The following is a 24,898-nucleotide window of genomic DNA, read 5'->3' on the forward strand; positions in this document are numbered from 1 at the left end:
AGGGCCCGGCCGAGGCCGGGCCCAGAAACTTAGCGGAGCGCAGATTCGCCCTCAGCGCCGCCGGCGCGGGAACTTCTTCGCCGGTTCCAGCTCCGCCTTCACATCGGCCGCGTACCGGTCGACGTACTCCTGGCCGGACAGTTCGAGGATCGCGTACATGATCTCGTCGGTGATCGCGCGGATCGCGGCCTTCTCGTTCTCCATCCCCTCGTAGCGGGAGAACTCCATCGGCTCGCCGAACCGCACGGTGACCTGCTTGATCTTGGGCAGCTTCTGCCCGGGAGGCTGGATCTCGAAGGTGCCCACCATCGCGCAGGGAACCACCGGCACGCCTGCCCGGAGAGCCATCACGGCGACGCCGACCTTGCCCTTGTAGAGCCTCCCGTCGTGCGAACGGGTGCCCTCCGGGTAGATCCCGAGCAGCTCGCCCTTGCTGAGCACCCCCAGCCCCTCACGGATCGCGGCCTGCCCGGCCTCCTTGCCGGAGCGGTCGACCGGGATCTGTCCCGCGCTGCGGAAGAACGCGGCGGTCAGCCGGCCCTTGAGGCCCGGACCGGTGAAGTACTCCGCCTTCGCCAGGAACGTGATGCGCCGCTTGATGATCGCCGGCATGAGGAAGTGGTCCGAGAACGACAGATGGTTTCCGGCGACGATCGCCGCGCCGTCCTCGGGGATGTGCTCAAGCCCCTCGATCCGGGGCCGGAACAGCAACCGCAGAAGCGGCCCCAGAATGACGTATTTGAGCACGTAATAGAACACTTCAGGGTGCTCCTCACTCGGTCCGGAATCAGGATCAGGGCCGCGTCGTCCCTGGTCAGTCGGTGTCTTGGGGACGGTCAGTTTATGTGCACGGCACGCTCCGCGTAACCGTGCCCGACGGGATGAGCCACTGCTCCGGTCGGGCGATGTGTTGCGGTTGTGACGACGTGAGGTCACTCTGGTCAGTGACCCAGAAGCGTCAGGTGCTCACTCTTCGCACTCGGGGGCCCGCATCCGAAGAGACAGCCCTGTTGCGGTGAGGAGCCACGGTCATGCACGTTCAGGCCGCCTGCCGATACACCTTGGAAGTGCAGGCAACCACAGAGCGGATCCCTCAGATCCGGCGCATTCTCGCGGCACATCTTCGGCACTGGAAGCTCGAAGCGCACATCACCCCCGTCTGTCGCGCGGTCGACGAACTGGTCGGCAACGTCGTCCAGCACGTCACCGGCGACAAGACCTGCACGGTGGAACTGCGCTGGACCGGGCGGCATCTGATCGCGTCCGTGGCGGACAACGACAGCCATATGCCACGGCTGACCAGTTCCTGCCCGTCGAGGGGCGGTCTCGCGACCGTCGCCGTCCTCAGTGACAGCTGGGGCACCTGCGGTACGCCGACCGGCAAGGTGATCTGGTTCAGCAGGCGGGTGACGCAGGCCGAGCGCATGCTGCGGGCCACCCCCGCCCCCTCGGCCCCGATGCCCGAGTTCAAGCCCCTCCCCGTGGACCCCGTCGTCCGTCGGGACGTCGAGCCCGCAGCGCGGCGCCGGGCCGAGGACACCGAACGCGTCCCGGTGGGTGTCGGCTGACACACCGGCCGGTTCGAGGCGGCGGCCCCGGGGCCGTACGGGCGATTTCTGTCGCCCGTACGCGCGACCGGGGCCGCGCGGCCGCTTGCCACCGCGCCCGTCCAGGAGTGCTCTTGCCTCCGTCGGTCCGACCCTGCGTCGTTCCCCGAGCCCCAGGAGCCTTCGATGTACCGCAGTGTCACTCTTGCCGCAGCTGCCCTGATGACCCTTGCCGCCGTGGTGCCCGCGCAGGCCGCGGACGAAGAGCCCGTCGCCGGCGAAGGGCTGTTCCTGACCGTGTCCGGCAGCGAGAACACCTGGATGCGCGGGGTGATGCTGAAGTGCGCACCCGAGCCCGGTGGCCCGCACCCCGCCGCGGCGGACGCGTGCGCGGCGCTCACGAAGGCCGGCGGCGACCTCGACAAACTGCCCGCCGACCCGCACCCGTGCACCAAGAAGTTCGACCCGGTGACGGTCGAGGCCACGGGCAGCTGGCAGCAGCGCTCGATGAGCTGGCAGAAGACCTACGCCAACGCGTGCGCGCTCGATGCGGCCACCGGAGCGGTCTTCCGCTTCTGAGCGCCGCCGGGCGGCCGTACCTGCGGTCACTGCCCGACGTCCCTGACTGCTGCCGGCCACTGTCCGGGGCCCTGACTGCTGCCGGGTGCCCGCCCGGTCCGCGTACCGGCCGAGCACCCGCCGCCTGCCGGCGCCGCCGAGCGCTCGCGGCGCCCGTGCCGTCAGCTGTTGCCGCGCGAGGCGATCACCCCGATCGTCAGCAGGCCGAGCACGACCCAGCCGAACCAGAGCCAGCCGTTGCTGCCGAGTGCTGCCGTATAGGCGGTCACGACCACCAGGGTCGAGACGGTGAGCACTCCCATCGCCTTCGTGGATCCGGACATGCGCGCCCTCCTCCGTGCGGCCACGGCCGCCCAGGACCATGGTCACCCGCGAGGAGGGCTTCGCGCTACTGCCCGTCCGCCGTGCTCACTACCGGCTGCGTGCCCGGAGCGAGGCGAGATAGGCGTTGTACGCCTCGAGCTCCTTGTCGCCGTCCCGGTCCGCGGCCCGGTCGAGGCGCCTGGCCTGCCGCTGCTCGGAGCGGTACCACTGGAAGACCAGGGCGATCAGCACGAGCACGGACGGGATCTCGCTGAACGCCCAGGCGATGCCGCCCGCGGCGTTCTGGTCGGTGAGTGCGTCGATGCCGAGCGAGGCGGGCGGGTTGCGGTAGGCGCCGATCATGGGCTCGGTCGCCATCATCAGGGCGATACCGAAGAACGCGTGGAACGGCATCCCGGCGAAGAGCTCCAGCATCCGCATCACATAGCCCGGCCGGTGCGGCCCGGGGTCCACGCCCATGATCGGCCAGAAGAAGACGAGGCCGACGGCGAGGAAGTGCACCATCATCGCGGCATGCCCCACGGTCGACCCCATCAGGAAGTCGAACAGCGGCGTGAAGTAGAGGCCGTAGAGGCTCGCGATGAACAGCGGGATGGTGAACGCCGGATGGGTCACGATCTTCATGTACCGGCTGTGCAGCAGCGCGAGCAGCACCTCGCGGGGACCCTTGCGGCCCCGGCCGGCGACCGGCAGCGCGCGCAGTGCCAGGGTGACCGGCGCCCCCAGCAGCAGCACGATGGGCGACAGCATGCTGATCACCATGTGCTGGACCATGTGCACGCTGAACATGACCATGCCGTAGTCGTTCAGCTTGGTGCACATGACCAGGGCCACGCTCAGCACGCCCACGGTGAACAGCACTGTGCGGCTGACCGGCCAGCTGTCGCCGCGCCGGCGGAGCCGCAGCACGCCCCAGCCGTACAGCACCAGCGCGAGCACACAACCCGTCAGGAAGAACGGGTCCGGGGAGAACTCCAGACCCCGTCCCAGCGTGAACGGCGGCAGATCCATCGTCATGCCGTGCCCGCTGTGATCCATCTGTGCACCCCTGTGCGTACCGATTCGTGCTTGTTGTCCGCACCAGACTAGAACTGCCCCCGGCCGCGGTTGCGGCCGGGGGCAGTTCGCGGTCTGCGACTACCTCACAGGACGGTCTCGGCCTCGGCGTACCGCTCGTCCGGGACGGTCTTGAGCGTCTCGGTGGCCTCGGCCAGCGGCACCATCGTGATGTCCGTGCCGCGCAGCGCGGTCATCATGCCGAACTCACCGCGGTGCGCCGCCTCCACCGCGTGCCAGCCGAAGCGGGTCGCGAGCACACGGTCGTACGCCGTCGGGGTTCCGCCGCGCTGGACGTGGCCCAGGATGACCGGGCGGGCCTCCTTGCCGAGGCGCTCCTCCAGCTCGATGGAGAGCTGCCGGGCGACGCCCGCGAAGCGCTCGTGCCCGTAGATGTCCTTGCCGCCCTCGTCCCACTGCATCGAGCCCTCGCGGGGCTTGGCGCCCTCGGCTGCGACGACGATGGCGAACCGCTTGCCCGCCTCGAAGCGTTCACCGACCCGCTTGGTGAGCTCTTCGATGTCGAACGGCCGCTCGGGGACGACGATGGCGTGGGCGCCGGCCGCCATGCCCGAGTGCAGCGCGATCCAGCCGGTGTGCCGGCCCATGACCTCGACGACCAGTACCCGCTGGTGCGACTCGGCGGTGGTCTTCAGCCGGTCGAGGGCCTCGGTGGCCACCCCGACCGCCGTGTCGAAACCGAAGGTGACGTCGGTCGACGCGATGTCGTTGTCGATGGTCTTCGGCACACCGACGATCGGCAGACCGCCCTCGGAGAGGAGGTTGGCCGCCTTCAGCGTGCCCTCGCCGCCGATCGGGATGATCGCGTCGAGGCCAAGCTCGGCGACATGTCCCTTGGCGCGTTCCACACCGTCACGCAGGTGCGCCGGCTGGACACGGGAGGACCCGAGGATGGTTCCGCCGCGGGCCAGGATGCCGCCCACGGCGTCGAGGTCGAGCTTGCGGTAGTCGCACTCCAGAAGTCCCTTCCACCCGTCGTGGAAGCCGATGACCTCGTCGCCGTGGTCGACGACCGCGCGGTGTACGACGGAGCGGATGACGGCGTTCAGGCCGGGGCAGTCGCCGCCGGAGGTGAGCACACCAATGCGCATTGCCCGAATTACCTTTGCAACGTGGGCGGACTCCCGGACCACGTCGTCCGGTCGGATCCCCGCCACCCTACCGGCGCGGGGCGTCGGGAACCGAACCGGGCGTCCGAGTGCTGGACGCCCTCCGCCGTGGACGCGCCGGGCGTCGGGCTGCTGTCGGTCCGGCGCCCGGGGACGGCGCCGGACGCCGGCGTGTGCCTCGGTGCCGCGCGGTGTCAGGCGGGCTGGGTCGCGGTGGCGATGCGCTCGGCGCGCAGCGCCTCGTACCAGCGGTCGTCCGTCGGCGGCAGGGCGTTCACATCGAGGGCCAGCTTGAGCAGCAGGTCCGCGATCTGCGGGTTCCGCGCCATGACCGGGCCGTGCATGTACGTGCCGAACACGGTCTCGTTGTACGCGCCCTCGGTGCCGTCGCCCGTGCCGTTGCCCCGGCCGAGGATGGTGCGGGCGAACGGACGGGCCGAGGGGCCGAGGTGCGTGATGCCCTGGTGGTTCTCGAAACCGGTCAGCTGCGGAAGGCCCAACTGCGGGTCGATGTCGCCCAGTACGTCGCCGACGCACCGCTCGCCCTCGCCGCGCGTGGAGACCACGTCGAGCAGGCCGAGGCCCGGCTCGCGCTCACCGAGGTCGTTGATGAACTCGTGACCGAGGATCTGGTACCCGGCGCAGACCGAGAAGATGATCGCGCCGTTGGAGGCGGCCCGGCTGAGCCCGCCGTCGCGGCGCAGCCGCTCCGCCGCGAGCCGCTGCGGGCGGTCCTCGCCGCCGCCGATCAGGTAGATGTCACCGGAGGTGGGGATCGGCTGGTCGCTGCGGACGTCGATCCGCATCACGTCGAGGCGGCGCTGGCGGGCCCGGCGCTCGACGACGAGGGCGTTGCCCTGGTCGCCGTAGGTGCTGAGCAGGTCCGGGTACACCCAGACCAGACGCAGGCTGTTGTCGCTCATGCTCATGTCCTTTTCGCTGTCCCCGGTCAGTTCCCGACGCGACGGCGCACGTCCTGGAAGGCGGTGTAGTTGGCGATCAGCTCGATCCGTCCGGGCGGGGCGAGCTGCACCGCCTCGTCGACCGTCTCGCAGACCCGGAAGTCCAGGTTCGCGACCTCCAGCCGCACGGCCAGGTCCAGCCGGCGGTCGCCGATGACGAAGATCGGGTGCCCGGCCAGCCGGGTGTAGTCGACGTCCCAGAGCCAGGAGGTGTCCGTGCCGTCGGCGCCGCGGGCGTTGACGGACAGGATGACCGGGGTCGGCGGCGGGTCGATCAGTGAGAACGTCTCGAGCCAGCCGGCCGGGTTCTTGGCGAGCAGCAGACGCAGATCGCGGCCCTGGAAGGAGACCACGTCATAGCGTCCGGCGACGGCCTGCACCGCGTACATGCGCTCCAGCGCGACCTGCGGCGGCACGCCGAAGCAGGCGGCGACCGCGGCGGAGGTGGCGGCGTTGGCCTTGTTGGCACGGCCGGGGAGCTGGAGGTGGATCGGCCACGCCGAGCCGTGCGGGTCGAGCACGTGGTCGCCGCTGAGCACCCAGCTCGGGGCGGGGCGGCGGAAACCGCACTCGCCGCAGAACCAGTCGTCGCCCGGGCGCTGCATCACACCGCCGCAGGACGGGCAGGACCAGGCGTCGTCCTTCCACTCCTGGCCGGCTGCGACCCACACCACGTTGGGGGACGAGGAAGCGGCCCACACGATCAGCGGGTCGTCCGCGTTGGCGATGACCATGGCCTTCGAGCCGGCGAGGCCCTCACGCCACTTCTCGGCCAGCATCCGGGTCTCGGCGGCACGGTCGAGCTGGTCGCGCGAGAGGTTGAGTAGCGCGATCGCCTTCGGCGTCACATCGCGCGCGACGCCGGCGAGGTACTTCTCGTCGACCTCGATCACACCGAACTTGGCGTCGGAGCCACCGGCCAGGGCCGAGGTGATGCCGGCGGGCATGTTCGCACCCAGGGCGTTGGAGACGACCGGACCGCTGGCCCGCAGGGCCTCGGCGATCAGCCGGGTCGTGGTGGTCTTGCCGTTCGTCGCCGACACGAGGACGACGTCCAGATGCTGCGCGAGCCGCCCCAGCAGATCGGGGTCGAGCTTGAGCGCGACCCGGCCGCCGATCACCGATCCGCTGCCGCGTCCGGCGGCGCGCGACACCGCCGCTGCGGCCTTGCCTGCCGTCACGGCGAGCTTGGCGCGCGGCGTCAGGGGCTCCGAGTTGCCTGACATCGTCCTTGATCCTCCTTGCATCGGTCCGGCCCAGCCTATCCAGGTCCGGCCGCACGGCCCTACCTCGGCACCGCCCGAGACGCGGAGGTCACGGCTGAACGTACGCTTGCGGCCATGCGAAACCGGCCGATCCCCGGCAGTTCCGGACTCGTGAGGACCATGAGCCTCTTCGGCGATCCTGTGCTGCACACCCCCTGTGAACCCGTCAGCGACTTCGGTCCCGCGCTGAAGCAGCTCGTCGAGGACATGTTCGCGACCATGTACGCGGCGCAGGGAGTGGGCCTGGCCGCCAACCAGGTGGGCGTCGGGCTGCGTGTGTTCGTCTACGACTGCCCGGACGACGAGGACGTGCGCCATCTCGGACACATCGTCAATCCGCGTCTGGTGGAGGCGGACGGGGTCACGGTCCGCGGCCCGGAGGGCTGTCTGTCACTGCCGGGCCTCGAGGCGGGGACGCCGCGCCACGACCGTGCGGTGGTGGAGGGGACGACCGCGGACGGGGAGTTGGTACGCGTCGAGGGGACCGGGTTCTTCGCGCGCTGTCTGCTGCACGAGTGCGATCACCTGGAGGGGATCGTCTACCCGGACCGGCTCACGGGCCGGCGACGCGCGAAGGTGCTGCGGGCGGCGGCACGCGCGAAGTGGAGCACATAGAGCGGGACCGGGTCTTCCGCCGGCGGGAGCCGAACTGCGCGGCGCCGCCGCCCCGGCAGGCCCTCGTGACGCCCTCGGCAAGCCCTGCCCTGTCGGGCGGACATGGCCGGTCGCGGCACTAGAAGCCGGGCCCGTCCTCGCGGTCCGGCACCTCGAACAGGCGGCCCCACAGCAGATCCGTCAGGCTGGTCACCAACTGGGCGCGTGAGCACGGGCGTTCGCCGAGCCACCAGTCCCCGGCCGCGTGCATCATGCCGACCATCCCATGGCCCCACACCCGCGCGAGCTGCTCGCCGTCGGGCCCGAGGTCCACGCGGTCGTGGATCACCTTGGCCAGTTCCTCGCCGAGGCGGCGCAGCAGCGGTGCCGAGTGGCGGCCGACGTCGAATCCGGCCTCCGGCTGGTGGGCGTCCTCGGCGGGATGCATCAGGAAGCGGTAGACCTGCGGTCGGGCCTCGATCGCGGCGAGGTAGGCGTCGAGCGTGGCCTCGACCCGCTCGCGCCGGTCGGCGGGCGCGTCGACGGCGACCCGCAGCGAGGCGAGCAGCGCGTCCGTGTGGCGCTTGGCGAGCGCACGGTAGAGACCGCCCTTGTCGCCGAAGTGGCGGTAGAGGATGGGCTTGGTGATCCCCGCCTCCGCCGCGATGGCGTTCATGGAGGCCTGCGGACCGTCCCGGAGCACCACGCGGTCGGCCGCCTCCAGCAACTCGCGGCGGCGCCGGTCGGCGGCCGGTCGGTCCTGGTCGGACGACTGGTGTGTGGTCTCCATATGGCTTTCTCCCCGCCGTGCGATTGCGTAACGCCTGCGCAAACTAACACCCTGCCCGCCCGTACAGGGGATCCCCCGGGATTCGGTTGACACGGGCTACTAACCGGTAACAGACTGCTGTTACCGCAAGTAACATGCAGGAAGACACCGCAGTGCTGGAGGGGACATGGCCGAGTTCACGCTCGATCTCAACGACGACCAGAAGCAGGTCAGGGACTGGTTGCACGGCTTCGCCGAGGACGTGATGCGCCCGGCCGCCGCAGAGTGGGACGAGCGTGAGGAGACCCCCTGGCCGGTGATCCAGGAAGCCGCCAAGGTCGGAATCTACTCCCTCGACTTCTATGCGCAGCAGTACTTCGACCCCACCGGTCTCGGGATTCCGATGGCCATGGAGGAGCTCTTCTGGGGCGACGCCGGTATCGGTCTGTCCATTGTCGGTACGGGACTTGCGGCGGTCGGCGTCCTCGCGAACGGCACCGAGGAGCAGATCGGCACCTGGATCCCCCAGATGTACGGCGACGTCGACGATGTGAAGGTGGCGGCCTTCTGCTCCTCCGAGCCGGACGCCGGCTCGGACGTCGGCGCGATGCGGACCCGTGCGGTGTACGACGAGGCCAAGGACGAGTGGGTGCTGAACGGCACCAAGACCTGGGCGACCAACGGCGGTATCGCCAACGTCCATGTCGTGGTGGCCGTCGTCGACCCGGAGATCGGCTCCAAGGGCCACGCGTCCTTCATCGTGCCGCCGAACACCCGGGGACTCTCCCAGGGTCAGAAGTTCAAGAAGCACGGCATCCGCGCCTCGCACACCGCCGAGGTCGTCCTGGAGGACGTCCGCGTGCCGGGGTACTGCCTGCTCGGCGGCAAGGAGAAGCTGGACGAGCGCCTCGCCCGGGCCCGGGAGAGCGTCAAGGCCGGCGGCCAGCGGGTCAAGAACGCGGCCATGGCGACCTTCGAGGCCTCGCGCCCGGCCGTGGGTGCGATGGCGGTCGGCACCGCCCGTGCCGCGTACGAGGTGGCCCTCGACTACGCCAGGACGCGCAGCCAGTTCGGCCGCCCGATCATCGACAACCAGGGGATCGCCTTCCAGCTCGCCGACATGCGCACGCAGATCGACGCGGCCCGGCTGCTGGTGTGGCGCGCCTCGTGGATGGGCGTGACGGGCAAGCCCTTCACCTCCGCCGAGGGCTCGATGTCCAAGCTGTACGCGAGCGAGGTGGCGAAGAAGGTGACCGCGCAGGCGGTCCAGATCCTCGGCGGCAACGGCTACACGCGCGAGTACCCGGTCGAGCGCATGCACCGCGACGCGGCGATTTACACGATCTTCGAGGGCACGAGCGAGATCCAGCGACTGGTGATCGCCCGCACCCTCTCGGGCATGACCATCCGCTGATCACGGCCGGCGGGGCGGGCCCGAACGGGCCCGCCGCCGAAGGCTCAGAGAAGCGCCTCGATCGCCGAGACGACCTCGGGGGAGTCCGGCTCGGTGCGCGGGCGGATGCGCGCCACGACCGCGCCGTCCTTGCCGATCAGGAACTTCTCGAAGTTCCACTGCACGTCGCCGGCCTCGCCGTCCGCGTCCGCCGTCTTGGTGAGCTCGACGTACAGCGGGTGCCGCTGCGCGCCGTTCACCTCCACCTTCTCCAGCATGGGGAAGGTCACGCCGTACGTCGCCGAGCAGAAGGTCTGGATCTCCTCCGCGTCACCCGGCTCCTGGCCCGCGAACTGGTTGCAGGGCACCCCGAGGACGGTGAAGCCCTGCTCGCCGTACTGCTTCTGCAACTGCTCCAGACCGGCGTACTGCGGGGTGAGACCGCACTTGGACGCCACGTTCACCACCAGGACCGCCTGGCCCCGGTAGGCGGCGAGGGACGTCGGCTCACCGGTCAGCGTGTGCAGCGGGATGTCGTACAGCGATGTCATCTGCTCTCCTCCATTGATTACGGCCGTCCTCCGGACGGCCTGCCGAAGCGGCTCAGCCGCCCAGCGGCCTGAACAGGCCTTCCTGCACGACCGATACGAGCAACTGGCCCGACCGGTCGTAGATGCGTCCGCGGGCCAGGCCCCGCCCGCCCGTCGAGATAGGCGACTCCTGGTCGTACAGGAACCACTCGTCCGCACGGAACGGCCGGTGGAACCACATCGCGTGGTCCAGCGACGCCATGTCGTAGCCGCGCTGGCCCCACAGCGGCTCCACCGGAATGCGGACCGCGTCCAGCAGGGTCATGTCGCTGGCGTACGTCAGCGCGCAGGTGTGCACCAGCGGGTCGTCGCCGAGTGGACCCACCGCGCGCATCCACACCGCGCTGCGCGGATCCGACTCCTTCTCCTTGATCTCCTCCGGCGTCCAGCGCAGCCGGTCGACATAGCGGATGTCGAACGGCTGACGGCGGGCCATCCGCTCCAGCGCCTCGGGAAGGGTCCCGAGGTGCTCGCGGATCTCCGTGGTGACCGTCGGCAGCGTCTCGGGGTCCGGGAAGTCCAGGCGGGGCGGCAACTGGTGCTCGATGCTGCCCTCCTCCGGCCGGTGGAAGGACGCGGTCAGATTGAAGATCGTCCGGCCCTGCTGGATCGCGGTGACCCGGCGGGTCGTGAACGACCTGCCGTCCCTGACCCGTTCGACCTGGTAGACGATCGGCACACCGGGACGGCCCGGCCGCAGGAAGTACGCGTGCAGGGAGTGCACCGGGCGCTCCCCGTCGGTGGTGCGGCCGGCCGCGACCAGCGCCTGGCCGGCGACCTGCCCGCCGAAGACCCTCTGCAGGGATTCGTTGGGGCTCGGACCGCGGAAGATGTTGACCTCGATCTGCTCCAGGTCGAGCAGATCCACCAGGCGTTCCGCCGGGTTCGTCATCGGGTGTTCTCCTGTGTTCCTGTCATGAGCCGCATTCCTGTCACGAGGCGCGTCCTCACAGCTGACCGACGGCGGTCACACGCACCACGGCCTGCGCCTGTTCGTCGGAGGCCGCGAGGTCGACCTCCGCGCTGATGCCCCAGTCATGGTCGCCGTTCGGGTCGGCGAAGATCTGCCGGACGCGCCACAGACCGTGCGGCGCGTCCTCCTCGATGATCAGCAGCTTGGGGCCGCGGGCGTCCGGGCCGGTGCCCAGCTCCTCGTACTCGTCCCAGTACGCGTCCATCGCCTCGCCCCAGGCGTCCGCGTCCCAGCCGGACTCCGCGTCCAGCTCGCCGAGATCGTTGACCCTGTCCAGCGCGGCCAGCTCCACCCGGCGGAACATCGCGTTGCGCACGAGCACCCGGAAGGCGCGCGCGTTGGCCGTGACCGGCTTGACCTGGTCGGCCCTCTCCTGGGCCTCCTCCGCGGTCTCCACCTCCGGATTGGCCAGCTGCTCCCACTCGTCCAGCAGGCTGGAGTCGACCTGACGGACCATCTCGCCGAGCCAGGCGATCAGATCCTCCAGGTCCTCGGACTTGAGGTCGTCCGGGATGGTGTGCTCCAGCGCCTTGTACGCGCTCGCGAGATAGCGCAGGACGATGCCCTCGGTGCGCGCGAGTTCGTACCAGGAGGTGAACTCCGTGAACGTCAGCGCCCGTTCGTACATGTCCCGGATCACGGACTTCGGTGACACGGGATGGTCGCCGACCCACGGGTGCGACTTCTTGTAGACGTTGTACGCGTGCCACAGCAGCTCTTCGAGCGGCTTCGGGTACGAGATGTCCTGGAGCCGCTCCATGCGCTCCTCGTACTCCACGCCGTCGGCCTTCATCTGCCCCACGGCCTCCCCGCGCGCCTTGTTCTGCATCGCGGCGAGGATCTGGCGGGGGTCGTCGAGCGTCGACTCGACCACGGAGACCATGTCCAGGGCGTAGGACGGCGATTCGGGGTCGAGCAGGTCGAACGCGGCCAGGGCGAACGTCGACAGGGGCTGGTTCAGCGCGAAGTCCTGCTGGAGGTCGACGGTGAGCCGGATGGTGCGGCCCTCCGCGTCGGGCTTGTCCAGCTGTTCCACCACTCCGCCGTCCAGCAGAGAGCGGTAGATGGCGATGGCCCGGCGGATGTGCCGCAGCTGCGCCTTGCGCGGCTCGTGGTTGTCCTCCAGCAGATGACGCATCGCCTCGAAGGCGTTCCCCGGCCGGGCGATCACCGAGAGCAGCATGATGTTGGTGACCCGGAAGCGCGAGGTCAGCGGCTCGGGCTCGGAGCCGATCAGCTTCTCGAACGTGGTGTCCGACCAGGCGACGAAGCCCTCCGGCGCCTTCTTCCTGACCACCTTGCGGCGCTTCTTCGGGTCGTCGCCCGCCTTCGCCAGCGCCTTCTCGTTCTCGATGACGTGCTCGGGAGCCTGGGCCACCACGAAGCCCGCGGTGTCGAAGCCCGCCCGTCCGGCGCGGCCCGCGATCTGGTGGAACTCACGGGCGCGCAGGGTGCGCACCCGGTTGCCGTCGTACTTGGTGAGCGCGGTGAACAGGACGGTGCGGATGGGGACGTTGACGCCCACTCCGAGGGTGTCCGTACCGCAGATGACCTTCAGCAGGCCCGCCTGCGCCAGCTTCTCGACCAGCCGGCGGTACTTGGGCAGCATGCCGGCGTGGTGCACTCCGATGCCGTGGCGCACGAAACGGGAGAGGTTCTGGCCGAACTTGGTGGTGAAGCGGAAGTTGCCGATGAGCTCGGCGATCTTGTCCTTCTCCTCGCGCGTGCACATGTTGATGCTCATCAGCGACTGCGCGCGCTCGACCGCCTGGGCCTGCGTGAAGTGCACGATGTAGACCGGAGCCTGCCGGGTCTCCAGCAGCTCGGTCAGCGTCTCGGTGATCGGCGTCGTCACATACTCGTAGGAGAGCGGGACGGGCCGGGTCGCCGACCGGACGACCGCGGTCGGCCGCCCCGTGCGCCGGGTCAGGTCCTTCTCGAACATCGACACATCGCCGAGCGTCGCCGACATGAGGACGAACTGGGCCTGCGGCAGCTCCAGCAGCGGGATCTGCCACGCCCAGCCGCGGTCCGGCTCGGCGTAGAAGTGGAACTCGTCCATCACCACCTGGCCGATGTCGGCGTGCTTGCCGTCGCGCAGGGCGATGGAGGCGAGCACCTCGGCGGTGCAGCAGATGACGGGGGCGTCGGCGTTGACGGAGGCGTCGCCGGTCAGCATGCCGACGTTCTCCGTGCCGAAGAGCTTGCACAGGTCGAAGAACTTCTCCGAGACCAGCGCCTTGATCGGCGCGGTGTAGAAGGTGACCTGGTCCTTCGCCAGCGCCGTGAAATGCGCGCCCGCCGCGACCAGGCTCTTGCCCGAGCCGGTCGGGGTCGAAAGGATCACGTTCGCCCCGGAAACCACCTCGATCAGCGCTTCCTCCTGAGCCGGATAGAGCGTGATGCCCTGGCCCTCGGCCCATGAGGTGAAGGCCTCGAAGAGGGCATCGGGGTCGGCATCCGGCGGCAGCTGATCGATAAGGGTCACGCCCCCATCTTGCCTGCCTTCGGTCCCGATGCGGGAACCGGACGGTGGAGGGAAGATCATGAGCGATACGCTGACTCGTCAACTGGGCTTCACCGCAAGCACCATGAGCTTCAGCACGGGATCGACGGGGGCGGGAACGCACATGATGGGACCGGCGCATTCGCTGTCCGGGGCAGCCGCCTGGCTGGGAGTGGGCGCGGCGACGGCCGCAGCGGGGCACCCGATGCCGTGGCCGGTGCTCGTCGTCGGGGCGCTGATCTGCGCCGGCGCCGCACTGGCACCGGACCTGGACCACAAGGCGGCGACGATCTCCCGTGCCTTCGGCCCGATATCGCGCACGCTCTGCGGAATCGTCGACAAGCTGTCGTACGCGGTCTACAAGGCGACCAGGAAGCCGGGGGACAAGCGCAGGACCGGCGGCCACCGCACCCTGACGCACACCTGGCTCTGGGCCGTGACGATCGGCGCCGGCACCTCCGCGCTGGCGATCGTCGGCGGCCGCTGGGCGGTGCTGGCGATTCTCTTCATCCACCTCGTGCTGGCGGTGGAAGGGCTGCTCTGGCGGGCGGCACGGGTCTCCAGCGACGTCCTGGTGTGGCTGCTGGGCGCGACCAGCGCCTGGATCCTGGCGGGCGTCCTGGACCAGCCGGGCAACGGAGCCGACTGGCTGTTCACCTCACCCGGCCAGGAGTACCTGTGGCTGGGGCTGCCCGTCGTGCTCGGCGCCCTGGTGCACGACATCGGTGACGCCCTGACCATCTCGGGCTGCCCGATCCTGTGGCCGATCCCCGTGGGCAACAAGCGCTGGTACCCGATCGGCCCGCCGAAGCCGATGCGGTTCCGCGCGGGCAGCTGGGTGGAGCTCAAGGTGCTGATGCCGGTCTTCATGCTGCTCGGGGGAGTGGGCGGCGCCGCGGCGCTCAACTACATCTGAGAGCTGCCCGGCAGCGCCCACCCACCCCCACCGCGGCACGCTCAGCCGTGCCAGGAGCGCCACAGGGCCGCGTACGCCCCGTCCGCCGCGACCAGTTCGTCGTGGCTGCCCAGCTCGCTGATCCGGCCCTCCTCGACCACCGCGATCACATCCGCGTCGTGAGCGGTGTGCAGCCGGTGCGCGATCGCCACGACCGTACGGCCGTCCAGGACGCGCGCGAGCGAGCGCTCCAGATGACGGGCCGCACGCGGGTCCAGGAGCGAGGTCGCCTCGTCCAGCACCAGCGTGTGCGGGTCGGCCAGAACCAGCCGGGCCAGCGCGATCTGCTGGGCCTGTGCCGGGGTGAGCGCGAGACCGCCCGAGCCCACCTCCGTGTCCAGGCCCTCGTCCAGCGCCTGCGCCCAGCCGTCCGCGTCCACCGCGCCGAGCGCGGCCCACAGCTCCGCGTCCGCCGCTCCCGTACGCGCCAGCAGGAGGTTGTCCCGCAGCGAGCCGACGAAGACATGGTGCTCCTGGTTGACCAGGGCCACATGCTCGCGGACCCGCTCGGCCGGCATCCGGGACAGCTCGGCGTCGCCCAGCGAGACCCGGCCCGCCCGCGGGGCGTAGATGCCCGCCAGCAGCCGCCCCAGCGTCGACTTGCCCGCGCCGGACGGGCCGACCAGCGCCAGCCGAGTGCCGGGCGCGACCGACAGGGACACCTCGTGGAGGACGTCCACGCCCTCGCGGTAGCCGAAGTGCACCTCGTCGGCGCGGACGTCCCGTCCCTCGGGCCTCACCCGTGCGTCGCCGGCGTCCGGCTCGATGTCCCGCACGCCGACGAGCCGGGCGATCGACACCTGGGCGACCTGGAGCTCGTCGTACCAGCGCAGGATCAGATTGACCGGATCGACCATCATCTGCGCCAGCAGGGCACCCGTCGTCAGCTGGCCCACGGAGATCCAGCCCTGGAGGACGAAGACGCCGCCGATCAGCAGCACCGCGCCGAGGATCGTCACATGGGTCACGTTGATGACCGGGAAGAGCACCGACCGCAGATAGAGCGTGTAGCGCTCCCAGGCGGTCCACTCCTTGATCCGCTGCTCGGACAGGGACACCCGGCGGTCCCCGAGCCGGTGCGCCTCCACCGTCCGGCCGGCGTCCACGGTCTCCGCGAGCACCGCGGCGACCGCCGCGTATCCGGCGGCCTCCGAGCGGTACGCGGACGGCGCCCGCCGGAAGTACCAGCGGCAGCCGATCACCAGGACCGGGAGGGCGACCAGCACGGCCAGCGCCAGCGGCGGCGCGGTCACGGTGAGCGCGCCGATGAGCAGTCCCGCCCAGACCACGCCGATCGCCAGCTGCGGCACGGCCTCGCGCATCGCGTTGGCCAGCCGGTCGATGTCGGTGGTGATGCGCGACAGCAGATCACCGGTGCCGGCCCGCTCCAGCACGCCCGGCGGCAGACCCACCGACCGGACGAGGAAGTCCTCACGCAGGTCGGCCAGCATCTCCTCGCCGAGCATGGCGCCGCGCAGCCGCATCAGCCGGGTGAACACGGTCTGCACGACCAGAGCGACCGCGAACAGGGCCGCCGTGCGCTCCAGGTGCAGATCGCGTGCTCCGTCGGCGAGGTCCTCGACCAGCCCGCCGAGCAGGTAGGGGCCGACCATCGAGGCGATGACCGCGACGGCGTTGACGGAGACCAGCAGGACGAAGGCCCCGCGATGTCGCCGCAGCAGTTCGCGGACGTAGGTCCGCACCGTCGCCGGGGTGCCGACGGGCAGGGTCGCCGTCGACTCCGGGGCCGCCGGATCGTATGCCGGTGGTGCCACGCCGATCACGCCGACTCCTCCATCTCTTCCAGTTCCACGTCCACGAGCTCGTCGGCGGCCTGTGGGCCACCGAGTTGCTCCTCCTCGGTCTCACGGGTCACGACCCCCCGGTACTCGACGCCGTGCAGCAGTTCGCGGTGGGTGCCGACCGCAGCGACCTTGCCGTCGTGCACGAACACCACCCGGTCGGCGCGGTCCAGCAGCAGCGGCGACGAGGCGAACACCACCGTGGTGCGGCCGGTGCGCAGCGTGCGGATGCCCTCGGCGATCCGCGCCTCCGTGTGCGAGTCCACGGCGGACGTCGGCTCGTCCAGGACGAGCACCTCGGGGTCGGTGACCAGCGACCGGGCCAGGGCGAGCCGCTGGCGCTGCCCGCCCGAGAGCGACCGGCCGCGTTCGGTGATGCGCGTCTCCATCGGATCGCCGTCGTCCTCCACGGACGCCTGCGCGAGCGCGTCCAGGACGTCGGCGCACTGCGCGGCCGCGAGCGCGTCCTCGGCGGCCACCTGACCGGAGGCCGGTACGTCGAGCAGCTCCCGCAGCGTGCCGGAGAGCAGCACCGGGTCCTTGTCCTGGACCAGGACGGCGGTACGTGAGGCGTCCAGCACCAGTTCGTCCAGCGGCACACCGCCCAGCAGCACGGACGGCGCGCCGTCCGTGCCGCCGGCCGCGTGCCCGCCGAGCCGTTCCGCCAGCACGCCGGCCGCGTCCGGGTCCCCGCACACGACGGCCGTGAACCGGCCGGCCGGTGCGAGGACGCCGGTCGCCGGGTCGTACAGGTCGCCGCTCGGGCTGCCGTACTCCACGCCGGACGGCTCCGTCGTACGGCGCAGTGCCAGCACCCGGGCGGCACGCTTCGCGGAGGGCCGCGAGAAGGAGTACGCCATCGCGATCTCCTCGAAGTGCCGCAGCGGGTACATCAGGAGCGTCACCGCGCTGAACGCGGTGACCAGCTCACCTACGCCGATCCGGCCGTCCCGGACGAGCCCCGCCCCGTACCAGACCACCGCGATCAGCAGCAGACCAGGCAGCAGGACCTGGATCGCCGAGATCAGCGCCCACATCCGGGCGCTGCGGACCGCCGCCCTGCGGACCTCCTGGGAGGCATCGCGGTAGCGGCCGAGGAACAGCTCCTCGCCGCCGATGCCGCGCAGGACGCGCAGTCCTGCGACGGTGTCCGAGGCCAGCTCGGTGGCCCTGCCGGCCTTCTCCCGCTGGATGTCGGCGCGCCGGGTGGCACGGGGGAGCAGCGGCAGCACCGCCAGCGCCAGCACCGGCACACCGATGGCGACGATCACGCCGAGCTCCGGCTCGTAGAGCAGCAGACCGACGCAGACCAGGACCACGGTGAGGGCGGCCGCGGCGAAACGGGAGACGGCTTCGACGAACCAGCCGATCTTCTCGACATCGCCGGTGGAGACCGCGACCACTTCGCCGGCCGCGACCCGGCGGGTCAGCGCCGAGCCGAGTTCCGCGGCCTTGCGGGCCAGCAGCTGCTGGACCCGGGCGGCGGCGGTGATCCAGTTGGTGACGGCCGCGCGGTGCAGCATGGTGTCGCCCACGGTGATCGCCACACCGCACAGGACGATCACCGCGCCGGAGAGCGCGAGCCCGCTGCCGGAGCGGTCCACGACCGCCTGCACGGCCCGGCCGACGCCCAGTGGCAGGCCCGCCACACCGCAGAAGTGCAGCAGTCCCCAGGCCAGCGCCTTGAGCTGGCCGTCCAGCTGATTGCGACCGAGCCAGAGCAGGAACCGCGGCCCCGACCTGGCATCCGGCGAGCCGGGGTCGGTGTACGGAAGATCGCGAATCTGCATGACGTCCCAGAGCTCGAAACGGGTGGCGCAAACCGTGCAAGGTTCGCCTTTCGAAGGCCCCTTCCGCAATCGGTTTTCGCGCGTGACAAGGCAGAACGCGCCAATCCCCGGTCCGTGGGCCTGGCGTGCCGGGGCGGTCGCCGGTTCACTCCTGGGGCATGAGACGACAGATCATGTCCATGCTCGCCGGGCTGGTTCTGGTGACCGGACCACTGCTCGGCGCGGGGCCCGTCGCGGCAGCCGTCGGACCGTCGGCCGCCGAACCGCCGGAATCCGGATCATCGGCTGCCGAACCACGGACATCCGAACCGCCGGAATCCGGCTCAGCGGCTGCCGAACCACGGGCATCCGAACCGCCGGCCGAGTTCGGCAGCGACTGGCACGACCCCGTCACCGCCGCGCCGCCCGTGACCCGCCCGGACACCCGGTCCTGCGAAGTGACGGTGGCACAGGCGCAGTTCCGCGACTTCACGCCGTACCGGGGGAGTTACACGCCTCCGAAGGGCTGCGGTGACCGCTGGAGCACGGTGGTGCTGCGGCTCGACGGGAACGTGAAGGGCCGCCAGTACGACCGTCTGGGCCATCTGGCCGTCGGGGGAGTGGAGATCCTGCGCACCTCGACACCGCAGCCCTCGCCCGACGGAATCGCCTGGTCGGTGGAGAAGGACGTCACGCGCTACAGCGAACTCCTGCGCGGCGCGCAGCCGGTCGAGATGCTGATCGGCAACGTCGTCGACGAGATGTACACCGGGATCATCGACGTCAAGGTCACGCTCACCTTCTACGCCGCCCACGGCGCGGCCCGCTCCGCCGCCGTCCCCGACCGGGTGCTCGCCCTGAACGGCACGTCGCTCACCACGCCCCGCAACTCCGAGCGCATCGTCGCCGAGGTGTATGCCACGGGTTCCGGCGGCGGCTGCGAGGAGTACTGGTACCTGACCGTCCCGGACACCGCCCCGTACTCCTGCAAGGCCGGCGACGGCCCCTACCGCGAGGTGCAGATCAGGGTCGACGGCCGGCTCGCGGGCATCGCCGCGCCCTTCCCGACGGTGTGGACCGGTGGCTGGTCCAACCCCTTTCTCTGGTATGTGATCCCGGGGCCGCGGGCGCTCGACATCAAGCCGGTCCAGTACGACCTCACCCCCTTCGCCGGCCTGCTCAACGACGGCCGGGAGCACCGTGTCGAGGTGTCCGTCGCCGGGGTCCCGCAGGGCCGGCCCGGATGGAGCACCCCCACCAACGTGCTCGTGTGGCAGGACGAGGGCAGCACGGTGGTCACCGGCGGACTGACCCGCCATCACGAGAGCACCCCGGCCGACTCGGTGCGGCACACGCCCGGTCCGGAGCACCGCCTCGACACGAAGGGCGGCCACGGCCTCACCGTGAGCGGGTATCTCGACACCTCGCACGGGCGGGTCACGACCACCGTCAGCCGCGCGGTCGGGAACGTGTCCGTCCACCGCTGGACCGAGGACGAGAAGCTCGACGCGCTCAAGGGGACCTGGACGGACGACGAGACGGTCACGTCCGGTGGCCGGGCCACCGCCACCCACCGCGTCTTCACGATGGACGGCACCACCACGCTCGGCGCCGGCGACCGGCTGCGAACCGTGCTCACGCTGGGAGACAGGGCCGATACGGCCGAGGTGCGCGACGGCCGGCGGCTCGTGTGGTCGCGGCTGGACGACCGGTACACCGGCGACGCCACCTACACGGTCAATGTGCCGCGCGATCAGCGGCACGCGGTGGGCCGCACCGCGGAGCGGTACCGGTTCCACGGCTCGGAGGGCTGCTACGACCGGAGCCTGACGACGGTTCAGGGTGCGCTCACAGAGGACCGCCGGCGCTGCTGAGCACCCCCAACTGCCGGGCCCGGCGCTGAGGGTGCCGATCGGAGCGCCGGGCCCGGTCTGTGCCGACCGGGCCCCGCGCGGGCCGCCTACGGCTTGTCCGAGTCCACGCCGGAGCGCTCCTTGCGCCACTCGCCGCGGGTGAAGTCGGGCATCTCCATCGGCGCACCCTTCGCCTTCACCGACGCGTGGCTGAGCGGGACGGGAGCAGTCCAGGTCGCCGCGTCGTAGACGTCGAAGTCCGGAACCAGCCCCAGCTGCATGCACTGCATCACCCGGAAGATCATGATGTAGTCCATGCCGCCATGCCCGCCCGGCGGGTCGGAGTGCTCCTTCCAGAGCCAGTGGTCCCACTCCGTGTACGCCTCGAAGTCGCCCCAGGAGTCGTCGGAGTGGTCGGGCTCGATGTAGATGCGCGCGGGGTAGTCCTCGAAGACGCCCTTCGTGCCGCCCAGACTGTTGATCCGGCTGTAGGGGTGCGGAGTCGACACATCGTGCTCCAGCCGGATGACCCGCCCCTTCGCGGTGCGGAGCATGCTGATCGTCCGGTCGCTCTCGATGTACGTCTCCTTCCAGCTCGGATCGCCCGGCGGCATGTGCGCCTTGCGGTACTCCGCCAGGCCCAGCGCCGGGGTGCCGAAACTGGAGATGCTCACCACGCGGTCGCCGCGGTTGACGTCCAGGTAGTTGGCGACGGGGCCGAAGCCGTGGTTGGGATACAGATCCCCGCGCAGCCTGGTGTGCCACAGCCTGCGCCACGGGCCCTCGTAGTAGTCGGGATCGAACATCAGACCGCGCAGATCGTGGTTGTACGCCCCTGCCCCGTGCAGGAGTTCACCGAACTTGCCCGCGTGCGCCATCCGCAGCACGCGCATCTCGTTGCGGCCGTAGCAGCAGTTCTCCAGCTGCATGCAGTGCCGGCGGGTGCGCTCGGAGAGATCCACCAGCGCCCACAGTTCGTCCAGCCTCATGGCGATCGGACACTCCACGCCGACGTGCTTGCCGTTGAGCAGCGCGGTCTTCGCCATCTCGAAGTGGAGGTCCCACGGCGTCGCGACATAGACGAAGTCGATGTCGCCGCGCTTGCAGAGATTCTCGTAGTCGTCGTCGCCCTTGGTGTAGACGGCCGGCGCGGGCTGCCCGGCGGCCACGACCTTGGCGGCGGCGCTCTCGGTCTTGGCCTTCACCGGGTCGCAGACGGCCATCACCCGGACGCCGGGGACGGCGAGGAAGAGATCGATCATGCTGCCACCGCGGTTGCCGAGGCCGATGATGCCGACGCGCACCGTCCCGCGGCGCTCGAAGGGCACCCCGGCCATGGTGCGGCCCTGCCGTGCGGGGGACGGGGCCTGCGGTGCGGCGGCGGATCTCGCGGTCTGGGCCGCGGCCGCGGTGCCCGTCCCCAGGGCGCTGAGGCCGAGCCCCGCTCCCGCCACGCCCGCCGTGGTCCGTAGAACGGAACGACGGCTCATCGAGCCGTCGTCGTCGCCGTCGTCACTGCGCTGGTCCGGTATCGCTGCGTCGTTCATCGAGCCTCCACGAAAGCTGGTGCGCGGCCGGGTCATGAACCTCGGCTAGGACCATGGGTGTTGAGGCTGGTGATGAGCAAGAGCCGCGTTTGGACTCTTGGGTGTGAACGCATGGACTCTTCGTCGCGCGGCCGGACGGAGGTGTCAGCAGCGGACTCCGGGGCCGTCGACCAGGGTGGAGAGCAGCCCGCCGAACACCTCGCGCTGCTCGGCGGTGAGCGGAGCCAGGATGTCCTCCGCCGCCGCGCGCCGCGCCGCCCGCAGGGCCCGGAGCGTGGCGCGGCCGGTGTCGGTGAGCTCGATCCGGATCACCCGGCGGTTGCTGGGGTCGGGGGCGCGGCGGACGCAGCCGCTCGCCTCCAGCCCGTCCACCAGGCTCGTCACGGCCCGCGGGACCACTTCGAGGCGGGACGCGATGTCGGCCATGCGTGGCGGGTCGTCGTAGTGGGCGAGGGTGCGCAGCAGACGGGACTGGGCGGGGGTGATCGCGATGTCGGCCGACTCCAGCTGCCGCTTCTGGCTGCGATGCAGTCTCCGGGTCAGCCGCAGCAACTGCTCGGCCAGCAGGCCGTCGGGGTCGGGTGTGCTCATACGGGAACAATATCAGGACCAGGCTCATTGTGAATACAGGTAACAGTGAGCTAGGCTCTCAAAATCTCATCCTGTACGTCCGGACTCATCCCGTACGTGCGGTACGTGCGGCCGCACCTGCGGTACGTACGAATGAGGAGTCGTCGACTGTCGACCCTCGTCGGCAGTCGTCGAGCCCGGACACTCCGGCGGAACCCTCGAAGGAGCCCATGCACCCCGAAGCCACCCCGTGGAACGCCCACGCCAAAGAACCGGAACAACCGAGGGCCGAGGTCCGCCGGATCCTCCGGCTCTTCCGTCCCTACCGCGGCCGTCTCGCGATCGTCGGACTGCTCGTCGGCGCCGCGTCGGCCGTCTCCGTCGCCTCGCCCTTCATGCTGCGCGAGATTCTCGACACCGCCATTCCGCAGGGCCGCACCGGCCTGCTGAGCCTGCTCGCCCTCGGCATGATCCTCACCGCGGTGATGACCAGCGTCTTCGGCGTCCTGCAGACACTGATCTCCACCACCGTCGGCCAGCGCGTGATGCACGACCTGCGCACCGCGGTCTACGCCCAGCTCCAGCGGATGCCGCTCGCCTTCTTCACCAGGACGCGCACCGGCGAGGTCCAGTCACGGATCGCCAATGACATCGGCGGCATGCAGGCGACCGTGACCTCGACCGCCACCTCCCTGGTCTCCAACCTCACCGCCGTCGTCGCCACCGTCGTGGCGATGCTCGCGCTGGACTGGCGGCTCACCGTCGTCTCGCTGCTCCTGCTGCCGCTGTTCGTCTGGATCAGCCGCCGCGTGGGCAACGAACGCAAGCGCATCACCACCCAGCGCCAGAAACAGATGGCGGTGATGGCCGCGACCGTCACCGAGTCGCTCTCGGTCAGTGGCATCCTGCTCGGCCGCACCATGGGCCGGGCCGACTCTCTCACCAAGTCCTTCGCCGAGGAGTCCGAGCGGCTCGTCGACCTCGAAGTGCGCTCCAGCATGGCCGGACGCTGGCGCATGTCGACCATCGGCATCGTCATGGCCGCGATGCCGGCCCTCATCTACTGGGCCGCCGGGTTCGCCCTCCAGAGCGGCGGGCCCACGATCTCCATCGGCACCCTCGTCGCCTTCGTCTCCCTCCAGCAGGGCCTGTTCCGTCCGGCCGTGAGCCTGCTCTCCACCGGTGTGCAGATGCAGGCGTCCCTCGCGCTCTTCCAGCGCATCTTCGAGTACCTCGACCTGCCCGTGGAGATCACCGAACCGGAGAAGCCGGTGCGGCTCGACACGATCCGGGGAGAAGTGCGCTTCGAGGACATCGACTTCGCCTACGACGCCACCCAGGCCGAGCTCACCATCGACGGTGTCGACGTGACCGTCCCGGCCGGGGGGCGGCTCGCCGTCGTCGGACCCACCGGCTCCGGCAAGTCCACCCTGAGCTATCTGGTGCCCCGGCTGTACGACGTCACCGGAGGCCGGGTCACGATCGACGGAGTCGACGTCCGCGACCTGGACTTCGACACCCTCGCGCGCGCCGTCGGTGTGGTCTCCCAGGAGACCTATCTCTTCCATGCCTCCGTGGCCGAGAACCTGCGCTTCGCCAAGCCGGACGCCACGGACGCGGAGATCGAGGCGGCCGCCCGGGCCGCGCAGATCCACGATCACATCGCCTCCCTGCCCGATGGGTACGACACCCTGGTCGGCGAACGGGGATACCGGTTCTCCGGAGGTGAGAAGCAGCGCCTCGCCATCGCGCGCACGATCCTGCGCGACCCGCCCGTGCTCATCCTCGACGAGGCGACCAGCGCCCTGGACACCCGGACCGAGTACGCGGTGCAGGAGGCCATCGACGCGCTGTCCGCGGGCCGCACGACCATCACCATCGCGCATCGCCTCTCCACCGTCCGGGACGCGGACGAGATCGTCGTCCTGGAAGCCGGACGCGTGGCCGAGCGCGGCAGCCACGACAAGCTGCTCGCTCTGGACGGCCGCTATGCCGCATTGGTGCGCAGGGACACGCAGTTGACCGTCCCCGTCATCGCCCCCTGAGTGCCGAGGAGCTCGGGGGGTACGGCATGATCGCCGCCCATGAGAGCTCTCCTCGGCGTGGAACTGCCCGGCTACCGGCCCGTCGACCAGGACGTCTGGGCGAACGACGACGGCGACCTGCTGTCGGTGCACTTCTTCGGACTGACCCCGGACCTCCCCGCGTCGCTCGACGACGGGCCCGCTCTGCGTGCGGCGTTGACCCGGCTCACCGCCGAGGCGGGTGGAGGGCTGATAGAAGCCTCCGTGAAGTCGCTCGGCGGGCTGCCGGCACTCAAGCAGATACTGAAACTGCCGCTGCCCGGACAGCCCAGCGGGCAGGCCTTCATCGGCAGCTACACCGTGCCGCGGGCCACGTGCAGCACCGTGGTGAAGGTCCAGGCGCCCGAGCGCGGGATGACCGGGATGCGCGAGGCCATGGTGATGGCCCAGGTCGGCCACGACAACTACTTCAGGCCGCACCCCTACGCCCCGGAGGTGCAGGGCGGACTGCCCTTCCACGCCGCCGACCACGCCCGGTGGGACCAGCAGTTCCCGGACCACCCGCTGACGCGGGTGCGACGGGTGCTCGACGCGCTCGCCGAAGCGGTCCAGGTGGCACCGGAGTTCGCGGCTCTGCCGCCCTTCACCCGCTGAGGCGGCGGCTGTCGCGCCCCCGCCCGCCGATACGCG

Annotated in this window: 22 protein-coding genes; 8 read left to right on the top strand and 14 right to left on the bottom strand. The window is 70.5% G+C overall.

Annotation, left to right across the window (positions count from 1 at the left end):
• Window positions 1-51 precede the first annotated feature (51 nt).
• A complete protein-coding gene (locus ACFWU3_RS20035) occupies window positions 52-759 on the bottom strand; it encodes a lysophospholipid acyltransferase family protein (protein WP_384439031.1) in 708 nt (235 codons plus the stop codon).
• Window positions 760-1,031: 272 nt separating this feature from the next.
• On the opposite strand from ACFWU3_RS20035, the gene ACFWU3_RS20040 reads away from it, so the two are divergent.
• Window positions 1,032-1,568: an ATP-binding protein gene (locus ACFWU3_RS20040; RefSeq protein WP_384439034.1), complete on the top strand. Its 537-nt coding sequence runs from the start codon at window positions 1,032-1,034 to the stop codon at window positions 1,566-1,568.
• 165 nt (window positions 1,569-1,733) lie between these two features.
• Window positions 1,734-2,126: an SSI family serine proteinase inhibitor gene (locus tag ACFWU3_RS20045; RefSeq protein ID WP_313947681.1), complete on the top strand. Its 393-nt coding sequence runs from the start codon at window positions 1,734-1,736 to the stop codon at window positions 2,124-2,126.
• Window positions 2,127-2,287: 161 nt separating this feature from the next.
• On the opposite strand, the gene ACFWU3_RS20050 is transcribed toward ACFWU3_RS20045, so the two are convergent.
• The 5 genes from ACFWU3_RS20050 to ACFWU3_RS20070 form a co-directional block, all read right to left on the bottom strand.
• Window positions 2,288-2,449, bottom strand: a complete 162-nt coding sequence (locus tag ACFWU3_RS20050; protein WP_327685392.1) for a hypothetical protein — start codon at window positions 2,447-2,449, stop codon at window positions 2,288-2,290.
• 88 nt (window positions 2,450-2,537) lie between these two features.
• Window positions 2,538-3,488 carry a cytochrome c oxidase assembly protein gene (locus tag ACFWU3_RS20055; protein ID WP_384439038.1) on the bottom strand — a complete coding sequence of 317 codons (951 nt, stop codon included), beginning with the start codon at window positions 3,486-3,488 and terminating at the stop codon, window positions 2,538-2,540.
• A gap of 104 nt (window positions 3,489-3,592) precedes the next feature.
• The gene (locus ACFWU3_RS20060; RefSeq protein WP_384439041.1) at window positions 3,593-4,618 is read right to left on the bottom strand and encodes a 6-phosphofructokinase; all 1,026 of its coding nucleotides are present in this window, start codon (window positions 4,616-4,618) and stop codon (window positions 3,593-3,595) included.
• Window positions 4,619-4,830: 212 nt separating this feature from the next.
• The gene (locus ACFWU3_RS20065; protein WP_313947685.1) at window positions 4,831-5,559 is read right to left on the bottom strand and encodes a glutamine amidotransferase; all 729 of its coding nucleotides are present in this window, start codon (window positions 5,557-5,559) and stop codon (window positions 4,831-4,833) included.
• Between the two features lie 26 nt (window positions 5,560-5,585).
• Window positions 5,586-6,824: a MurT ligase domain-containing protein gene (locus ACFWU3_RS20070; protein ID WP_313947686.1), complete on the bottom strand. Its 1,239-nt coding sequence runs from the start codon at window positions 6,822-6,824 to the stop codon at window positions 5,586-5,588.
• A 114-nt stretch (window positions 6,825-6,938) separates the two neighbouring features.
• Here ACFWU3_RS20070 and def point away from each other — a divergent pair, with 114 nt between their 5' ends.
• Complete coding sequence (gene def, locus ACFWU3_RS20075) at window positions 6,939-7,478, top strand: peptide deformylase (protein WP_384439045.1); 540 nt, start codon at window positions 6,939-6,941, stop codon at window positions 7,476-7,478.
• Between the two features lie 118 nt (window positions 7,479-7,596).
• Here def and ACFWU3_RS20080 read toward each other — a convergent pair whose 3' ends face one another.
• Window positions 7,597-8,247 (bottom strand): TetR family transcriptional regulator, encoded by a 651-nt coding sequence (locus tag ACFWU3_RS20080; protein ID WP_384439048.1) that lies wholly within the window; start codon window positions 8,245-8,247, stop codon window positions 7,597-7,599.
• Between the two features lie 166 nt (window positions 8,248-8,413).
• On the opposite strand from ACFWU3_RS20080, the gene ACFWU3_RS20085 reads away from it, so the two are divergent.
• A complete protein-coding gene (locus ACFWU3_RS20085; protein WP_384439051.1) occupies window positions 8,414-9,640 on the top strand; it encodes an acyl-CoA dehydrogenase family protein in 1,227 nt (408 codons plus the stop codon).
• A 44-nt stretch (window positions 9,641-9,684) separates the two neighbouring features.
• Here the strand turns inward: ACFWU3_RS20085 and ACFWU3_RS20090 are convergent, their stop codons facing one another.
• From ACFWU3_RS20090 to ACFWU3_RS20100, 3 genes are read right to left on the bottom strand one after another with little or no spacing between them, the layout of a single operon-like run.
• Entirely contained in the window at window positions 9,685-10,170 is a 486-nt protein-coding gene (locus ACFWU3_RS20090) for a glutathione peroxidase (RefSeq protein WP_313947690.1), read from the bottom strand.
• Between the two features lie 52 nt (window positions 10,171-10,222).
• Window positions 10,223-11,101, bottom strand: coding sequence for an acyl-CoA thioesterase II (locus ACFWU3_RS20095; RefSeq protein WP_313947691.1), 879 nt, complete (start codon window positions 11,099-11,101; stop codon window positions 10,223-10,225).
• Window positions 11,102-11,156: 55 nt separating this feature from the next.
• Window positions 11,157-13,730: a DEAD/DEAH box helicase gene (locus ACFWU3_RS20100; protein ID WP_384439054.1), complete on the bottom strand. Its 2,574-nt coding sequence runs from the start codon at window positions 13,728-13,730 to the stop codon at window positions 11,157-11,159.
• 82 nt (window positions 13,731-13,812) lie between these two features.
• Between ACFWU3_RS20100 and ACFWU3_RS20105 the strand changes: the two genes are divergently transcribed.
• Complete coding sequence (locus ACFWU3_RS20105) at window positions 13,813-14,604, top strand: metal-dependent hydrolase (protein ID WP_384439119.1); 792 nt, start codon at window positions 13,813-13,815, stop codon at window positions 14,602-14,604.
• Window positions 14,605-14,645: 41 nt separating this feature from the next.
• Here ACFWU3_RS20105 and ACFWU3_RS20110 read toward each other — a convergent pair whose 3' ends face one another.
• Together ACFWU3_RS20110 and ACFWU3_RS20115 are read right to left on the bottom strand one after the other, a co-directional pair.
• Window positions 14,646-16,427, bottom strand: a complete 1,782-nt coding sequence (locus tag ACFWU3_RS20110; protein WP_384439057.1) for an ABC transporter ATP-binding protein — start codon at window positions 16,425-16,427, stop codon at window positions 14,646-14,648.
• Window positions 16,424-18,235, bottom strand: coding sequence for an ABC transporter transmembrane domain-containing protein (locus tag ACFWU3_RS20115; RefSeq protein WP_384439060.1), 1,812 nt, complete (start codon window positions 18,233-18,235; stop codon window positions 16,424-16,426). The genes ACFWU3_RS20110 and ACFWU3_RS20115 overlap by 4 nt, the downstream gene beginning before the upstream one ends.
• A gap of 158 nt (window positions 18,236-18,393) precedes the next feature.
• Between ACFWU3_RS20115 and ACFWU3_RS20120 the strand changes: the two genes are divergently transcribed.
• Window positions 18,394-20,088, top strand: coding sequence for a peptide-N4-asparagine amidase (locus tag ACFWU3_RS20120; RefSeq protein ID WP_384439063.1), 1,695 nt, complete (start codon window positions 18,394-18,396; stop codon window positions 20,086-20,088).
• Between the two features lie 86 nt (window positions 20,089-20,174).
• Here ACFWU3_RS20120 and ACFWU3_RS20125 read toward each other — a convergent pair whose 3' ends face one another.
• Complete coding sequence (locus ACFWU3_RS20125; protein ID WP_384439066.1) at window positions 20,175-21,614, bottom strand: Gfo/Idh/MocA family protein; 1,440 nt, start codon at window positions 21,612-21,614, stop codon at window positions 20,175-20,177.
• A gap of 144 nt (window positions 21,615-21,758) precedes the next feature.
• Window positions 21,759-22,205, bottom strand: coding sequence for a MarR family winged helix-turn-helix transcriptional regulator (locus tag ACFWU3_RS20130; RefSeq protein WP_384439069.1), 447 nt, complete (start codon window positions 22,203-22,205; stop codon window positions 21,759-21,761).
• A gap of 209 nt (window positions 22,206-22,414) precedes the next feature.
• On the opposite strand from ACFWU3_RS20130, the gene ACFWU3_RS20135 reads away from it, so the two are divergent.
• Window positions 22,415-24,229 (top strand): ABC transporter ATP-binding protein, encoded by a 1,815-nt coding sequence (locus ACFWU3_RS20135; protein WP_384439072.1) that lies wholly within the window; start codon window positions 22,415-22,417, stop codon window positions 24,227-24,229.
• Window positions 24,230-24,268: 39 nt separating this feature from the next.
• Entirely contained in the window at window positions 24,269-24,862 is a 594-nt protein-coding gene (locus ACFWU3_RS20140) for a hypothetical protein (protein WP_384439075.1), read from the top strand.
• Window positions 24,863-24,898: the final 36 nt, after the last annotated feature.

It is taken from the genome of Streptomyces sp. NPDC058685 (assembly GCF_042714725.1).
Classification (GTDB): Bacteria; Actinomycetota; Actinomycetes; order Streptomycetales; family Streptomycetaceae; genus Streptomyces.

Bases quoted from the DNA above. Each gene is read 5' to 3' on its own strand.
- ACFWU3_RS20040 (WP_384439034.1), top strand. From the start codon at position 1,032: ATGCACGTTCAGGCCGCCTGCCGATACACCTTGGAAGTGCAGGCAACC.
- ACFWU3_RS20045 (WP_313947681.1), top strand. From the start codon at position 1,734: ATGTACCGCAGTGTCACTCTTGCCGCAGCTGCCCTGATGACCCTTGCC.
- ACFWU3_RS20050 (WP_327685392.1), bottom strand. From the start codon at position 2,449: ATGTCCGGATCCACGAAGGCGATGGGAGTGCTCACCGTCTCGACCCTG.
- ACFWU3_RS20055 (WP_384439038.1), bottom strand. From the start codon at position 3,488: ATGGATCACAGCGGGCACGGCATGACGATGGATCTGCCGCCGTTCACG.
- ACFWU3_RS20060 (WP_384439041.1), bottom strand. From the start codon at position 4,618: ATGCGCATTGGTGTGCTCACCTCCGGCGGCGACTGCCCCGGCCTGAAC.
- ACFWU3_RS20065 (WP_313947685.1), bottom strand. From the start codon at position 5,559: ATGAGCGACAACAGCCTGCGTCTGGTCTGGGTGTACCCGGACCTGCTC.
- ACFWU3_RS20070 (WP_313947686.1), bottom strand. From the start codon at position 6,824: ATGTCAGGCAACTCGGAGCCCCTGACGCCGCGCGCCAAGCTCGCCGTG.
- def (WP_384439045.1), top strand. From the start codon at position 6,939: ATGCGAAACCGGCCGATCCCCGGCAGTTCCGGACTCGTGAGGACCATG.
- ACFWU3_RS20080 (WP_384439048.1), bottom strand. From the start codon at position 8,247: ATGGAGACCACACACCAGTCGTCCGACCAGGACCGACCGGCCGCCGAC.
- ACFWU3_RS20085 (WP_384439051.1), top strand. From the start codon at position 8,414: ATGGCCGAGTTCACGCTCGATCTCAACGACGACCAGAAGCAGGTCAGG.
- ACFWU3_RS20090 (WP_313947690.1), bottom strand. From the start codon at position 10,170: ATGACATCGCTGTACGACATCCCGCTGCACACGCTGACCGGTGAGCCG.
- ACFWU3_RS20095 (WP_313947691.1), bottom strand. From the start codon at position 11,101: ATGACGAACCCGGCGGAACGCCTGGTGGATCTGCTCGACCTGGAGCAG.
- ACFWU3_RS20100 (WP_384439054.1), bottom strand. From the start codon at position 13,730: ATGATCTTCCCTCCACCGTCCGGTTCCCGCATCGGGACCGAAGGCAGG.
- ACFWU3_RS20105 (WP_384439119.1), top strand. From the start codon at position 13,813: ATGATGGGACCGGCGCATTCGCTGTCCGGGGCAGCCGCCTGGCTGGGA.
- ACFWU3_RS20115 (WP_384439060.1), bottom strand. From the start codon at position 18,235: ATGCAGATTCGCGATCTTCCGTACACCGACCCCGGCTCGCCGGATGCC.
- ACFWU3_RS20120 (WP_384439063.1), top strand. From the start codon at position 18,394: ATGAGACGACAGATCATGTCCATGCTCGCCGGGCTGGTTCTGGTGACC.
- ACFWU3_RS20125 (WP_384439066.1), bottom strand. From the start codon at position 21,614: ATGAACGACGCAGCGATACCGGACCAGCGCAGTGACGACGGCGACGAC.
- ACFWU3_RS20130 (WP_384439069.1), bottom strand. From the start codon at position 22,205: ATGAGCACACCCGACCCCGACGGCCTGCTGGCCGAGCAGTTGCTGCGG.
- ACFWU3_RS20135 (WP_384439072.1), top strand. From the start codon at position 22,415: ATGCACCCCGAAGCCACCCCGTGGAACGCCCACGCCAAAGAACCGGAA.
- ACFWU3_RS20140 (WP_384439075.1), top strand. From the start codon at position 24,269: ATGAGAGCTCTCCTCGGCGTGGAACTGCCCGGCTACCGGCCCGTCGAC.